12 protein-coding genes are annotated in these 13,737 nt (G+C 68.8%); 4 read left to right on the top strand and 8 right to left on the bottom strand.

Features of this window, described 5'->3' with window-relative positions; all coding sequences use genetic code 11:
- Positions 1-170 precede the first annotated feature (170 nt).
- Complete coding sequence (locus ACFY3V_RS17090; RefSeq protein WP_389774175.1) at positions 171-1,715, bottom strand: CDP-alcohol phosphatidyltransferase family protein; 1,545 nt, start codon at positions 1,713-1,715, stop codon at positions 171-173.
- A 155-nt stretch (positions 1,716-1,870) separates the two neighbouring features.
- On the opposite strand from ACFY3V_RS17090, the gene ACFY3V_RS17085 reads away from it, so the two are divergent.
- Positions 1,871-3,250, top strand: coding sequence for an SDR family oxidoreductase (locus ACFY3V_RS17085; protein WP_389774172.1), 1,380 nt, complete (start codon positions 1,871-1,873; stop codon positions 3,248-3,250).
- Here the strand turns inward: ACFY3V_RS17085 and ACFY3V_RS17080 are convergent, their stop codons facing one another.
- A complete protein-coding gene (locus ACFY3V_RS17080) occupies positions 3,251-4,282 on the bottom strand; it encodes a glycosyltransferase family 2 protein (protein ID WP_389774259.1) in 1,032 nt (343 codons plus the stop codon).
- A 66-nt stretch (positions 4,283-4,348) separates the two neighbouring features.
- Here ACFY3V_RS17080 and ACFY3V_RS17075 point away from each other — a divergent pair, with 66 nt between their 5' ends.
- The 3 genes from ACFY3V_RS17075 to ACFY3V_RS17065 all read left to right on the top strand — a co-directional run bounded on the left by ACFY3V_RS17075 (position 4,349) and on the right by ACFY3V_RS17065 (position 6,995).
- The gene (locus ACFY3V_RS17075; protein ID WP_389774169.1) at positions 4,349-5,842 is read left to right on the top strand and encodes an LCP family protein; all 1,494 of its coding nucleotides are present in this window, start codon (positions 4,349-4,351) and stop codon (positions 5,840-5,842) included.
- 57 nt (positions 5,843-5,899) lie between these two features.
- Positions 5,900-6,268: an STAS domain-containing protein gene (locus ACFY3V_RS17070; RefSeq protein ID WP_350946446.1), complete on the top strand. Its 369-nt coding sequence runs from the start codon at positions 5,900-5,902 to the stop codon at positions 6,266-6,268.
- 331 nt (positions 6,269-6,599) lie between these two features.
- Positions 6,600-6,995, top strand: a complete 396-nt coding sequence (locus ACFY3V_RS17065; RefSeq protein WP_362896355.1) for an STAS domain-containing protein — start codon at positions 6,600-6,602, stop codon at positions 6,993-6,995.
- A 160-nt stretch (positions 6,996-7,155) separates the two neighbouring features.
- Here ACFY3V_RS17065 and ACFY3V_RS17060 read toward each other — a convergent pair whose 3' ends face one another.
- The 6 genes from ACFY3V_RS17060 to ACFY3V_RS17035 form a co-directional block, all read right to left on the bottom strand.
- Positions 7,156-8,130, bottom strand: coding sequence for a class I mannose-6-phosphate isomerase (locus ACFY3V_RS17060; protein ID WP_389774165.1), 975 nt, complete (start codon positions 8,128-8,130; stop codon positions 7,156-7,158).
- A gap of 146 nt (positions 8,131-8,276) precedes the next feature.
- Positions 8,277-9,482 carry an ADP-dependent glucokinase/phosphofructokinase gene (locus tag ACFY3V_RS17055; RefSeq protein WP_362896351.1) on the bottom strand — a complete coding sequence of 402 codons (1,206 nt, stop codon included), beginning with the start codon at positions 9,480-9,482 and terminating at the stop codon, positions 8,277-8,279.
- A 1-nt stretch (position 9,483) separates the two neighbouring features.
- Positions 9,484-10,344 carry a ketose-bisphosphate aldolase gene (locus ACFY3V_RS17050; protein WP_389774161.1) on the bottom strand — a complete coding sequence of 287 codons (861 nt, stop codon included), beginning with the start codon at positions 10,342-10,344 and terminating at the stop codon, positions 9,484-9,486.
- Positions 10,345-10,411: 67 nt separating this feature from the next.
- Positions 10,412-11,278 (bottom strand): carbohydrate ABC transporter permease, encoded by an 867-nt coding sequence (locus ACFY3V_RS17045; RefSeq protein WP_389774158.1) that lies wholly within the window; start codon positions 11,276-11,278, stop codon positions 10,412-10,414.
- A 1-nt stretch (position 11,279) separates the two neighbouring features.
- Positions 11,280-12,233: a sugar ABC transporter permease gene (locus ACFY3V_RS17040; protein WP_350946440.1), complete on the bottom strand. Its 954-nt coding sequence runs from the start codon at positions 12,231-12,233 to the stop codon at positions 11,280-11,282.
- A gap of 55 nt (positions 12,234-12,288) precedes the next feature.
- The gene (locus tag ACFY3V_RS17035; RefSeq protein WP_362896344.1) at positions 12,289-13,587 is read right to left on the bottom strand and encodes a sugar ABC transporter substrate-binding protein; all 1,299 of its coding nucleotides are present in this window, start codon (positions 13,585-13,587) and stop codon (positions 12,289-12,291) included.
- Positions 13,588-13,737 lie beyond the last annotated feature (150 nt).

Raw genomic sequence — 13,737 nt, 5'->3', positions numbered from 1 at the left:
ATCGCACCTGCTTCTTCCACTTACCTGAGGGTCGCCTGACGGGAGATCCGTCCGGGTGAGGAGAGACCCGAGGCGAGATTCGTCCCGGGTGAGGAGAGACCCGAGGACGGATTCGTCCCTCGTCCGGCGGGACATCCGTCCCCGCCGGTCATCGCGCCCGCGGCCTCCGGTCATCGGCTGAGCGATCTGCCGGTCCGGCCGAAGAGGACGTAGAGGGCCGCGATCCCACCCCAGACCAGCAGCGCGACGAAGGTCACCCGGGCGTTGAAGAAGGCCGCGGTCACCGCGATCAGGGCCATCCGTTCCCCGATGGGCAACACGATGATCTTCTTGAACCAGCGGGTGGGCGACGCCTTCTCCATGGTCCGCGAGAGCCACAGGATCGGGTTGCCGCCTCCTGTCCAGGCGTCGTCCGCGGCGGCCGCCCTGCTCAGCGAGTCCGTCCTCCCCAGCGAGCCCGCCGCCCTGGTCCAGGCCGCGCCCACCCGGCTCGCGTCGGCCCGCGCGCCCGCGTACGAGAAGTCGATCATATGGCGGAGCATCTGCAGGATCATCGCGGCCACCGCGAGCGCCCAGATGCCGTCAGGGCCGCCACCCGCGACGTCCGCCCCCGCCGCGTATCCGACGGCGAGGCCCAGGTAGACGGCGTACTCCTTGACACGGTCGAAGGTGGCGTCCAGCCACGCCCCGAGCGGCGAGAAGGTGCGGGTGTAGCGGGCGAGCTGCCCGTCGACGCAGTCGAGCACGAACGACAGGTAGAGCAGGACCGCCCCCGCGATCAGCCCCGGCCTGGTGCCCTCGGAGAACCAGACCGCCGCGAGCGCGGCGAGACCGACGGATATGCCGGTGACCGCGTTCGGGGTCAGGCCGAGCCCGGCGATCGGCTTCAGCAGGTGCCTGGACCAGGAGCTCACCGCGTACGTGGCGAAGAAGCCGTCGTCGCTCTTGACCGCGGCGTCCAGCCTGGCCTCGTTCTCGTCGACCTCGGCCAGCCGGGGCACGGCCACGTCGGCGTCCGCCTGCGCGGTCATCCGGTCGGCGTGGAGGCGGCCGAGTCTCGCCGCGCGCACCTGGACGCCGGAGCGGACGAGGCCGACCAGGAGCAGGCCGGGGACCTCGCCACCGTCCATCGGGCCGAAGCCGCCCGCCTCGGCGAGCTCGGCGAGCGTCTCGGTGGTCTCGGCGAAGCCCGCGAGGTCGGGCACGCCGACCTGGAGCGCGCCCCTGAAGGTGCCGTTGGTCTCGCCCACCTCGTGGAAGGAGGTGCCCGCGGCCACCACCGACCTGCCCTCGATCCTGACCGGCGGTCGCGTCGGCCCCGGCGGCTCGTCCTTTCCGCCCACCAGCGCGCAGGTGTCGCGGGCCGGGTGCTCCACGAGCATGGCCAGCGCCTCGGTGTGCGCCACCAGGTCACCGGCGACCACCAGCACCGGCCCGACGGACGAGCGGGCCGCCTTCGCGACCCTGCGCAGGTCGTCGGCGAGCCCTTTCGGCCCCTCCGTCCCGATCATGTGGGTGCCGCCCGGCACGTGGATGATGTCACTGGAACGGGCCATCACGTGCACATCCCGTACGGGAAGCGTGGCGAGCTGGCCGGTCAGCCTGTCGAGGAGCGTCCCCGCGGAACATCGCAGGTCGGACGCCTCGGTGGTGGCGAGCACGACCGCGACCGCCTGCGAGGCGTCGGACGAGACGGTGGCGCGAGAGTCAGGCAATCCGGGCTCCTTCGTATCCGACGGGATCACCGTACGAATCGGGGAGTGCGCACTCAGCGTAGCTAGATCTTGACGGGATAGCACGGGAGCACGCCGGACGATCAGGGACACACCCATTACGCTCGCCATACCCGAACTGTCAAAGGAATCCGATCGTGGCCGAACGTGAACCGCGTCCCCGAACCGTCGGTGTGGTCCTGGCGGGCGGCGTCGGCCGACGCGTCGGCCACGACACCCCCAAACAACTGCTGGAGATAGCGGGCAGGACGATCCTCGAACACACCCTCGCCCTGTTCCAGGAGGCACCGGAGATCGACGAGATCATCGTCCTGATGGCGCCCGGCTTCACCGGCGAGGTGGAGCGGATCGTCGAGCGCAACGGCTTCACGAAGGTCGGCAGGATCCTGGAGGGCGGCGCGAGCCGCCCGGAGACCACCTGGCGGGCGCTGCAGGCCCTGGGTACGCGGGAGTGCCACGTGCTGCTGCACGACGCCGTACGGCCGCTGGCGGACAGAAGGATCATCGCCGACTGCGTCGAGGCGCTGAGGACCTTCTCGGCGGTCGAGGTGGCGATCCCGAGTTCCGACACGATCGTGGTGACCTCGCCGGGGCCGCACGGGGAGATCGTCAGTGACGTCCCCGACCGTGCCCGCCTGCGTCGCGTCCAGACCCCGCAGTGTTTTCGGCTCTCGGTGATCCGCGAGGCGTACGAGCGTGCCTTCGCCGATCCCGGCTTCGGCGACCGGCCGGCCACCGACGACTGCGGCGTGGTGCTGCGCTACCTGCCCGACGTGCCGATCCACGTGGTGCCGGGCAGCGAGCGGAACATGAAGGTCACGCACCCGGTGGACCTCTTCGTCGCCGACAGGCTCCTCAGGCTCGCCGCGAGCGAGGTTCCCTCCCGCTCGGACACCGCCCTGCGCGAGGCGCTGGAGGGCAGGACCGTGGTGGTCTTCCGCGCGGACGACGGCGCCGGCGCCGAGGTGGCGCGACTCGCCGGAGAGTACGGCGCCCGGGTGTTCCCCTTCCCCGGATCACCGGCCCCCGGCGAAGTGCGCGTGGACGACCCCCGGGCGGTGGCCGACGCGCTCGCCCGGGTCGTCAAGGAGACGGGCGGTATCGACCACGTGATCAGCGCGGCGGGCACGCCACCACAGGGCAGGCTCGACGCGGTGGACGACGCCACGATCGCCGGGACCGTGAACGCGGACCACCTCGGTCCCGTCACCGTCGCCAGGGCGGCGCTCCCCCATCTCCGCGAGACGCGGGGACAGTTGCTGTTCCACTCCCCCTCTCCCGGTGGGGACGGGGCGGGCGATGGCCTGCGCTCCTTCGCGGGAGCCGCCGTGGCCGGGCTGACCCTCGCTCTCGCCAGGGAGTGGACGGAGTACGGGATTCGGGTCAACTGCGTGGAACCCGGACGGGCCGGAGCCGCGACGCCGACGGGCCCGTCCTTCTCGCACACCGTCGCCCGCACCTCACTGGACGTGCTCGCCTCCGGCGTCACCGGTCAGGTGGTCGACTCCCGTCCTTGATCAGCCACCCGCGTGGCCGGGCTTTCCCAGCCTTCTCGGGCTGGTGAGGAAACCCCAGCCCCACGACATGTGCATGGTGACGTAGACCAGCGGCAGCCGGACGAGCGCCGGGGTGGGCAGGCCGCTGCCGGTGATCGCGGAACCGGCGAGGATCGCCGCCAGGTAGCCGCCGGGGATCAACAGCCCCGGCCAGAAGAACGGGGAGACCACCAGGCCCGCCAGGATGGCGAGCACGGCGAGCGGAGGCGCCAGGTAGCGCAGGTTGATCGTGCCCTCGTGGGTGCGGGCGACCACCCTGCGCCAGCGGCCGTAGTGGAAGTACTGCTTGGCGAGGGCCTTGAGGTTGGGCCTCGGCCGGTAGGAGACGCGCATCCGGGGCTGGAACCAGACCAGGCCGCCCGACTCGCGGATGCGGTGGTTCATCTCCCAGTCCTGGGCGCGCTGGAAGTGTTCGTCGTAGCCGCCGACCCGCTCCAGCGCGGCGCGGCGGAACACACCGAGGTAGACCGTGTCGGCCGGGCCGGCGGTGCCGCCGGTGTGGAACCGGGCGCCGCCGACACCGATCTTGGACGTCATCGCGCGGGCCACGGCCTGCTCGAAGGGAGTGACGCCCTCGGCCGCCATCACGCCGCCCACGTTGTCGGCGCCGGTCTCCTCAAGGGTCTCCACCGCGACCTGGAGGTAGTCCTCGGGGAGCATCGCGTGGCCGTCCACCCTCGCGATGATCGAGTTACCGGACGCGGCGATCGCCGCGTTGAGCGCGTTGGGAGTGCGGCCGGTCGGGTTGGGAACGACGATCACCCGAGGGTCGGCGGCGGCGATTTCGTCGGCGACTTCCTGGGTACGGTCGTGGGAGGGGCCGATCGCGAGCACGACCTCGATCGGTCCCGCGTATCGCTGCGACAGCACCTGACGCACCGCCTCCCTCAGATGGCGCTCCTCGTTCAGCACCGGGATGACGATGGAGATGGGGGGCCAGACACGTGTCTCGGAAGACGACGCCGGCGAGGGCGAGTCGGGGAACTGCTTCATGGCGTCGCTCACGCTACTGTACGAACGGGTACCTCATCGACCCAGCTGGAGCCTAGGGGGCCATGCATGCGCGACCCGGAGGAGGATTCGGGTGTGCACGTGGGCGGTGACGCCTACGGAAGCGTCCGGGTGGACCCGAGGCGTGTTCGCAGGTCGGCGAGGGGCGCCCGCACCAGGCGGCGCGGCCTGGTGATCGCCGGCGCGCTCTCCTGCCTGGTCCTGGGCAGTTCTGGAGTGACCTGGGCGTTGACCAACTACGCCACGAAGAAGATCGAGGCGGTCGACGCCGGGGTCCAGGGATCGCGGTCGAGCAGCGGCGCGATGAACATCCTGGTGGTCGGGGTCGACAAGCGTGACAACCTCACCCGCAAACAGCAGAACCAGCTCAAGCTGGGCCGCGAGACCGGCGAGCGCACCGACACCATGATGGTGATCCACGTGTCGGAGGACCACCGCAAGGTCACCGTGGTCAGCCTCCCCCGCGACACCTGGACGGCGATTCCCGGCAACGGCGAGCACAAGATCAACGCCGCCTACCAGTTCGGCGGTCCGAAGCTCACGACGCGCACGGTGCAGGCCGTCACCGGCCTGACCATCCATCACTACGTCGAGGTCAACGTGCTGGGGTTCATCGAGGTGGTCGACGCCCTCGGCGGCATCTCGGTCTGCACCCCGGTCCCGATCAACGACCCGAAGACCGCGCTCAACCTGCAGCCGGGCACATACTCCTTCGACGGCGTCAAGGCGCTCGCCTACGCCCGCACCCGCGCCACCGCCCGCTCCGACCTCGACCGCATCGACCGCCAGCAGCAGGTGATCTCCGCGTTGCTGAACCAGGCGCTCAGCGGTGAGACGCTGACCAACCCGGTCAGGCTCGCCTCGTTCGTCGACACGGCTCTCGACACGATCCGGGTGGACGACGCGCTCCGCGGGGACCTGCTCGGCCTGGCCGACCAGCTCAAGGACGTCTCCACCGACGACGTGACCTTCGCCACGGTCCCGCTCGCGGACGTCGACTACAAGACGCCGACCGGTGAGTCCGCCGTCCTCTGGGACAAAGCGGCGGCCAAGGAGTTGTTCCGCAGGATCGCCGCCGACGAGACGCTCGTCAAGCCCTCCAAGCCCCCTAAGGCCACGCCCACCCCGACGGCCTCCCCCTCGGCTCCCGCGCTGACCGTCGCGCCCTCGCGGATCGCCCTCACCGTGCTCAACGGCACCACGATCACGGGGCTGGGCGCGCAGACCAGGGCGGACCTGCAGAGGGTGGGCTTCCTGGTGCCCGAGATCCCCGGCAACACCCCGCAGAAGGACTTCGACAAGACCGTCATCCGGTACGGCCCCGGCCGCGAGGACTCGGCACACACCGTCGCCGCCGCGCTGCCCGGAGCGGACCTGCGCCCGGTGGAGAGCCTCGGTGACAAGATCGAGGTGGTCGTCGGCCGGAAACACGAGCGGGCGAAGAAGGTCACCGTGCAGGAGACCGCCGCGCCTACAGCGGTCGCCACCCCTACCGCGACCCCGACGGCAAGAACAGCGACCGACAATATCTGCAAAAAGTGAGCTACGTGCATAACAACCTTCTGCCAGGGAAGCTGAGAAGGCACGGAGGTGATGATCGTGATCTCGACATTCGACGTTCAGACGTGGCGCAGTGGCACCTGTGTGGTCGTACAGGCGGCGGGCGAGCTCGACATGGCCGTGGCTCCGCGGTTGCGCGCGGAGATCGACCACGCCCTGGAGGACGCCGGAACCCCGAACCTGGTGCTGGACCTGACGGGCGTGCCGTTCTGCGACTCGGTGGGGCTGGGGGTCATCGTGGGCACGCTCACCCGGATCAAGGAGGCCCACGGTCACCTCATGCTGGTGGTGAGCCCCGGCATGATCACACACCTGTTGACGATCACGAATCTCGACAGGCACTTCGAGACGCGAGCCACCCTGCGCGACGCGCTCGACGCCATGGCCCCGAGCCATTCCGCGGGCTGACTCCGCCCAGCTCAGGCCCGCTTTCCCACCCGGCGCAGGACCCTCTCCCGCCACTCGGGAACCGCCCTGACGACCCTTCGGGGACACGGCTACAAAGCTGTTTCCTTGAATAGCTGGCACATATCCAGGTTGGCATCTACACTTCGCTTCGAAGCTACACGATCACGGAAAGCGATGGTTCGCACCGTTAGGGAGTATCGTGGCTTCAGATCGTCCATCCCCTCCGCGCCCGCACGACGCGGCCAGGGAGGCGGCGAGCTGAGGCCAGGCGTCCGAGCGACACCCCCTGGCCGGATACGTACATTCACGTCAGCCTGCAGGGAAGTGGGCGATGAACGCACTGCAACTCACGAGCGAGCACGCCGATGGCTTCGTGGTCATCACGGTGGCCGGTGAGCTCGACCTCGCCACCAGGCCGAAACTGTCGGTCTTCACCCAGGACGTCATCGACGCCCGCCCCGGTACGGTCATCATCGACCTGTCAGGCGTCACCTTCATCGACGCCTGCGGCCTGAGCGCGCTGATCGCCATCAGGCGGCACGCGCGCGAACGGGACACACCTCTGCTCCTGGCCGGAGCCCCGCCCGTGGTTCTCAAGCTCCTGAAGCTCACGAACCTCGACGCGTCCTTCACCGTGGTCTCCCGCTCGGGAGCGATGAGCCCTCCGCCGGGCTGTCCCGAGGCCGCCTCACATCCTCAGGCGGCCTCCCCTCTCGCCGACCGGTAGAAGCCGGCCCACACCGCCGCCCAACCGGAGAGGTTTTCCGCCCGGGATCGACTACTCCTCCCGGGCCGGGCGACTCCCCGTTCACCAGGGCCGGGTCGAAGATCCGCGAGGTCCGCGGATGGTCAGGGCACTCGATGTGGGTCGGCCCGCGGTCATGTCCTCAGCCCGACGGCGGACGGCGGGGAGCGGTGGGCGCCGACATGTGGATCACCTCGATCTCGCCGTCCAGGAGAAGCGGGCCGGCCGCGTACGGAACCAGCAGCGTGTCCCCCCTCCTGAGCGACAGGTCGTCCTTCCCGCCGGTCAGCCTTCCCACGCCCGACACCGCGACCAGGACGCCGAACCCCTGGTCCAGGCGGTCGCCGCCGCGCACGCGGCGTGCGGAGAAGAACTCGTCGGCGGCCTCGGGCAGCAGTCGCGCCGGAGTGCCCCGAAGCCCGTCCAGGCGCGACGGCGTCCACGCGCCGCGGTCGACGCAGCCCAGGGCGAGGTCGTAGTCGAGGCCGAGGTGGCCGTCCGACAGGCCGAAGCCCTCGTACTCCAGCAGTACGGAGAAGTCGGTCGGCTCCTGGATCTCGACCAGCAGGATGCCGTCGCCGATCGCGTGCGGCAGTCCTGCCGGGCAGAGGATCGCGTCACCGGCCGCGACCGGGACCTTGTTGGTGGCGGCGAGCATCCGCTCGGTCTCCTGGCCCGCCACCCAACCGGCCAGTTCGCCGGCCTCCACGTCCCGGGCGAAACCCAGGTGGACGTACGCGTCGGGCCGCGCGGAGACGATCACCCATGCCTCGGTCTTCCCGTAGGGCGAGGCCAGGTGCGCGTTCGCGAAACGGCGGTCGGGGTGCACGTGCAACGGCAGCCGCTGCCCGGCGTCGAGCAGCTTCACCAGCACGCCGGTGTCGGTGCGCCCGGGACCGAGCCACCAGGCGGGGTCGGCGGCGATCGCCTCGGCCAGCACCCGGCCGTCCCGCAGGGTGGACAGCCCGGAAGGGGCGAGCCCGAACCTGCTGGTCACCGAGCCCACCCAGTCCTCGGGGCGATCGGGCAGCGCCGGTGCACCGCGGAACTCCGCGATCCGGCCTGCACCGCGGTAGAACGTCTCCGGCTGGTTGGCGGACAGTATCTCGATGGTCATCGGGCCTCCTTACGAGCCGACGCGACGGGAGACGGTCATCGTTTTTCCATACGCGCCGGCGCGGCGAGAGATCGTCGGTTCTCCGTGCGCGCCAGCGCGGCGAGAGGCCGTCGGTTCTCCGTGCGCGCCGACGCGGCGAGCGATGGTCATCGGCGCTCCTCGCGGGCCAGCGCGGCGAGAAAGCCCCCGACGAACGTGTCCCCCAGCCCGACGGTCGTGGGGTTCTGGACGTCGAGCGAGAATCCCGGGACGCAGTGGACGGTGTCGCCCATCCGCTCGTGCAACGCCCTCGCGAAGGCGACGGACTCGATCCTTCGCGGTCGTCGGCGCAGCCGGTCGACGTCCTCGCCGGTGAAGTCGTCACCGTGGCAGTAGCGGGTCGCGGCCATCACGGTGCCGGTGTCGAGGGCGTCGGCGTACTCGCCCGCGCCTTCCCCGAACGCCGCCGCCCAGTACTTCGTGTGCAGCACCAGCGTCGGCACCGGGATGAGCGCGCGGACCGCCGTGAGCGCGGCTGCGACGTCCTCCGCCGAGAGCAGGTCGACCTGGCGTCCGAGGTACGACTGCATCTCGTCCTCGTTCAGCCCGTACACGTCGATCTCGTCGAGCAGCGCGTCCCTGACCCGGTGGCTGAAGGCGGGCTCGTGGTACGCCGCGTCCTCGAAGTAGGTCACCGCCCCCGGCGGCAGCCGCCGCATGTGCGAGCGCAGCTCGACAAGCCGCCGGTCGAGCTCCGCCTCGTCCTGCATCGCGTTGAGGCCCGAGATGAGAAAAACCTCCGCCTTGGCGAGCCGGTCGCCCAGGTCGTCGGTGAGCAGCATGTCGCCGTTGGCCGGGTCGTTGACGTAGATCAGCCGGTTCGGGAACGGCGCGGTGATGTCGAGGTCACCGCTCCGGATTCGCAGGCCCTGGTCGTACTGGACGATCAGGTGGGGGTAGAAGGTGTCCTCGACGCCGCTGGAGACGTAGTCGCCGTCCGCCGGCAGCAGCCGCCGGATCGTGTCGTTCACGCTGACCAGGTGGAGCGTCGACGGCACGCCCAGCCGGCTCATCAGGATCCCGGCCCGCACCGAGGTGCCGCCCAGGGTCGCCCGGTAGGGGAAACGGGCGGCGAAGGCCTCGAGCGCCGGGGCGGAGGCGACGAAGTGCTCGCCACCACGGCCCCGGGCCACGTATCCGAGAATGGACACCACGAGGTCCCGCTCGCCGGTCACGGTGGCCGGCGGCGACGCCGGTTCGGCGGCGGCGATGCCGTAGTCGGCGACCAGCCGCTCCAGGACGCCGGCGGTGAGCGTCAACTCGTAGTCGACGCAACCGCCAAGGCCGAGAACCACACGGGAGGCGTCGGCCATGTCAGTAGAGCGAGCCCTTGCCGGCGGCGCCGAACAGGTCGATCTTGTGGGCGGCGACCACCTTCATCGCCTCGACGCACGCGGGCTGGATGCTGTTCGGCTCGCGCAGCTTTCCGTCGGCGAGCATCTCGCGCATCTTGTCGTGGTACGCGACCTTGATGTCACTGGAGATGTTGATCTTGTTGATGCCGATCCGCGCGGCCTCGGCGATCTCGTCGTCCGGGTTGCCGGAGCCGCCGTGCAGCACGAGCGGAATCGGCAGCCGGCTCTTGATCTCCTTGAGCAGGTCGAGCTTCAGCTCGGGCTTCAGGTGCGCCGGGTAGATGCCGTGGTAGGTGCCGATCGCGATGGCGAGACTGTCCGCGCCGGTGACCTCGACGAAGGTGACCGCGTCGTCCGGATCGGTGTAGATGATCGTGTCGGCGCCCTCCTCGGCCTCGCCGTCGGTCGCGCCGATCGTGCCGAGTTCGGCCTCCACGGAGATGCCGAGGGCGTGCGCGGAGTCGGCGACCCGCTTGGAGATGGCGATGTTCTCGTCGAACGGCTTCAGCGAGGCGTCGATCATCACGGAGGTGAAGCCGTACTGGATCGCCTGCAGGATCTGCTCGTAGGTGGCGCCGTGGTCCCAGTGGATCGCGACCGGGACGCTCGCGTTGTGCGAGCGCTCGATGATGCCGGTGATCATCTCGCGGCCGATGTGCCGCGCCTCGTCGGGGTGGATCCCGACGATCAGCGGCGCGTTCTTCTCCTCGCTGATCTCCACGATGCCCTTGAACATCGCCCAGTCGCTGATGTTGAACGCGGGCACGGCGAAACTGTGCTCGTTGGCGACGTCCAGAATCGCCTTGCCGGTCGTCAGCATTTCGGTATTTCTCCTTATAAATGGGGGTGTGTCTGGTTACTGGGGGGTGTTCAGCGGCCCGGAGGGATCAGGCCTTGACGGCGCCGGCGGTGAGCCCGCCGATGAACCGCCGCTGGAAGAGAAGGAAGAGGATGAGAACGGGGATGGAGCCGAGGATGCTCATCGCCATCATCTGGTTCCACTCGTAGGAGTGCTGGCCCATGAGCAGCTGGATGCCGATCGGCACCGTGCGCATGTCGTTGGTGCGGGTCAGCGTGAGCGCGAACAGATACTCGTTCCACGAGATCATGAACGTGTAGATCCCGACCGCGATCAGACCCGGCACCGAGACCGGCACCAGGATCCGCCACAGCGCGGTCCAGCCGGTACCGCCGTCCACCTTGACCGACTCGTCCAGCTCTCGCGGCAGCGTGTTCAGGTACGCGGTGATCATGATGATCGCGTACGGGAGGGTGAACACCATGTGCGTGAGGATGAGGCCGGGATAGGTGTTGTACAGGCCGAGCCCGACGACGAGCCCGAAGTACGGGATGACGAGCGTGATCGGCGGCACCGCCTGGACGCTGACGATCACCGCGTTGATGGTCCGCTGGAACGGGAACGTGAAGCGGCTGAACGCGTACCCGGCCAGGATCGCCACCAGGAGCGTGAGGACCGTCACCGCGAGGGCGACGATGTAGCTGTTGAGGAAGAACCTCAGCTGCTCGCCGCTGCCCAGGATCTCGCGGTAGGCGTCCAGCGAGAAACCCTCGGTGATCAGCTGCGGCGGGCTCTGGAAGACCTCTCCGTTCCCCTTGAACGAGGTGGAGAGCATCCACAGGACCGGCAGGACGGCGAACAGCGCGCCGAGGACGAGGCCCGTGACGACCCCGGCCTTCGCGAGGGTGTGCCGCGTCTTGACGGTCATCCTGACGCTGCTCTTGAGGGTGGCCATCTCACCGCTCCCTTTGCTGGCGTACGTAGAAGAAGGCCAGGACCATCGTGAGCAGCAGTACGACCACGGCGGCCGCGGACGCGGTCGCGAACTCGTACTCGCTGAAGGCCTGCTTGTAGGTGTAGGTGCTGAGCATCTCGGTGGTGTTCAGCGGCCCGCCGCCGGTCATCATCCAGATCAGCGCGAACTGCTGGGACGTCCAGATCAGGTCGAGCACCGCCATGCCGATGATCACCGGCCGCAGCTGCGGGAGCGTCACGTTCAGGAAGCGCCGGAGCGGGTTCGCCCCGTCCACCGCGGCCGCCTCGTACAGGTCGGCGGGGATGCCCTGCAACCCGGCGAGCAGGCTGATCATGAAGAACGGATAGCCGGACCAGATGTTGACGAAGGTGACCGCCCAGAGCGCCGTGCTCGGGTCACCGAGCCAGTTCACACCCTCCTGGATGAGGCCCAGCGTCTGCAGCACATAGTTGACCACGCCGGCCGGGTCGAGCAGCAGCCGCCAGATGACCGCGATCACCGCGATCGTGAACAACCAGGGCAGGATGTAGACGATCCGGAAGACGGCCTTCGCGACCCCGCCCAGCAGCCGCGTGTTGAGCATCATCGCGAAGGCGAGGCCGAGGACGAGGTGGGCCACGGTGCTGACCGAGATGAAGATCGCGGTGTTCTTCAGCGCGGCCAGGAAGTCCGGGTCGGTGAGCACCTTGGCGTAGTTGGCGAACCCGGCGAACACCGAGTTCTCCTGGATGATCACGTTGTCCCGGAACGAGTAGCCGACCACCATGACGATGGGGACCACCATCAGGAGCACGATCAGCAGGATCGTGGGGGACAGATAGCCGTACGGGACCAGGCGCCGGGCCGGGGTGGAGCGGTCGCGGCCGGGGGCGGCCCGCCCTGGCGGCGGCGCGCTCTCCGGCGCGGTCATGGGTTCGACTTGCGCCGATGTCATCGCTGTCTCCTTGGTCAGGCGCCGCGCCGGCGGAGCGGCGCGGCGCCCGGGCGGACTACTCGATCACCGAGGACCAGGACTCCTGGGACTTCTGGAGGGCCTCGTCGACGCTCGTCTTGCCGGTCAGCACGAGCTGGAGCTGCTCGTCGAAGCTGCGCATCAGGTCCTCGGCCTTGGGCAGGCCGACGAACTCGTTGGCCGGGTAGCCCTGCTGGTAGATCTCGAAAGCGGTCTTGAACATCGGGTCACCGCCGCTGAAGTCGGGCTCCGCGTTCTTGTTGCCGGGGAAGCCGTTCGCGATCGTGCTGAGCTTCGCGTTCGCCTCCTGGCTCATCAGGTAGGACACGAACTTGAACGCCTCGGCCTTGTGCTCGGTGGAGTCGGAGATGCCGATGCCCCATGACGCGTAGGGGATGCCGCGCTTGCCGGTGTAGCCGTCCTCGGCGGGCAGGGCCGCGATCTCGAACTTCAGGTCCGGCTTGTTCTTCTTGATCAGGTTGATGTGCGCGAGCGAGTCGATCATCATGCCGACCTGGCCGTTGGTGAACTTCTCGACCTTGTCCTGCTCTTTCATGGTGAGCGAGCCCGGCGCGATGGCGTCGGCGTCGTTCAGGCTCTTCACGAACTCGACCACGCCCTTGACCTCGGGGCTGGTCAGGTTCGGCTTGCCGTCCTGCAGCATGCTGCCGCCCGAGGCCCACAGCCAGGACATGACGTCGTTCTGGATGCCGTTGGGCACCGCGGTGTCGAGCGGGAGCGCCCAGCCCTTGGCGTTGCCGCCGGTCGCACTGATCTTCTTGGCCGCGTCCAGGAACTCGGAGCGCGTACCGGGCACCTTCTCGATGCCCGCCTTGGTGAGCAGGTCCTTGTTGACGAAGAGCGGGTAGACGAAGTTGACCACCGGGATCATGTACGTCTTGCCGTCGAGCTGCACCTGGCTGGCGAGCTGGCTGTCGTCGTAGCCCGCCTCGGTCATCAGCTTGGACATGTCGGTGATCGCGCCCTGCTTGGCGAAGTCGTTCACCCAGGCGCCGTCGAGACCGACCACGTCGGGCAGGGTCTTGGACGCCGCACCGGTGAGCAGCTGCTGCTTGGTCGAGGCGTACGGCGCACTCAGCAGCTTGATCTTGATGTTCGGGTTCTGGGCCGTGAAGTCATTGATGATCTTGTCGAAATCCTCGGCCGGAAGCTCGGCCCCCCACCACTGCGCGAACTCCAGCGTCACGGTGCTGTCCGCACCGGCGTCAGCCGAGTCGCTTGTGCTGCCCGAGCCGCACGCCGCAACGAACGCGACCATCGCGGCCGCTGTCACCGCCCCTGTCAGTCGCCTCAGCCGGGCTGCGCGAATCGTCATGGCCAGCTCCTTCCACATCTAGATCTTTCTGTTTTCTGCTGTGTGGCGGTCACGTTAGCAGCGCATTACGAACGTAAACAAGAGAAGAACAGCAGAAAGCTGCGCACTATGGCAAAGTCTCGCGCCGCACGGCGAGGCATGTGTCTCGGC

It is taken from the genome of Streptosporangium sp. NPDC000095 (assembly GCF_042899335.1).
In the GTDB taxonomy this organism is placed as follows: Bacteria; Actinomycetota; Actinomycetes; order Streptosporangiales; family Streptosporangiaceae; genus Streptosporangium.
The sequence above is the reverse complement of the archived record's forward strand: the minus strand, read 5'-3'. Positions and strand labels throughout refer to the sequence as shown.

What these genes read in the sequence shown, in the direction of transcription:
- ACFY3V_RS17080 (WP_389774259.1), bottom strand. Translation starts at nt 4,282, where the DNA reads ATGAAGCAGTTCCCCGACTCGCCCTCGCCGGCGTCGTCTTCCGAGACA.
- ACFY3V_RS17055 (WP_362896351.1), bottom strand. Translation starts at nt 9,482, where the DNA reads ATGGCCGACGCCTCCCGTGTGGTTCTCGGCCTTGGCGGTTGCGTCGAC.
- ACFY3V_RS17040 (WP_350946440.1), bottom strand. Translation starts at nt 12,233, where the DNA reads ATGACATCGGCGCAAGTCGAACCCATGACCGCGCCGGAGAGCGCGCCG.
- ACFY3V_RS17075 (WP_389774169.1), top strand. Translation starts at nt 4,349, where the DNA reads ATGCGCGACCCGGAGGAGGATTCGGGTGTGCACGTGGGCGGTGACGCC.
- ACFY3V_RS17045 (WP_389774158.1), bottom strand. Translation starts at nt 11,278, where the DNA reads ATGGCCACCCTCAAGAGCAGCGTCAGGATGACCGTCAAGACGCGGCAC.
- ACFY3V_RS17065 (WP_362896355.1), top strand. Translation starts at nt 6,600, where the DNA reads ATGAACGCACTGCAACTCACGAGCGAGCACGCCGATGGCTTCGTGGTC.
- ACFY3V_RS17035 (WP_362896344.1), bottom strand. Translation starts at nt 13,587, where the DNA reads ATGACGATTCGCGCAGCCCGGCTGAGGCGACTGACAGGGGCGGTGACA.
- ACFY3V_RS17050 (WP_389774161.1), bottom strand. Translation starts at nt 10,344, where the DNA reads ATGCTGACGACCGGCAAGGCGATTCTGGACGTCGCCAACGAGCACAGT.
- ACFY3V_RS17060 (WP_389774165.1), bottom strand. Translation starts at nt 8,130, where the DNA reads ATGACCATCGAGATACTGTCCGCCAACCAGCCGGAGACGTTCTACCGC.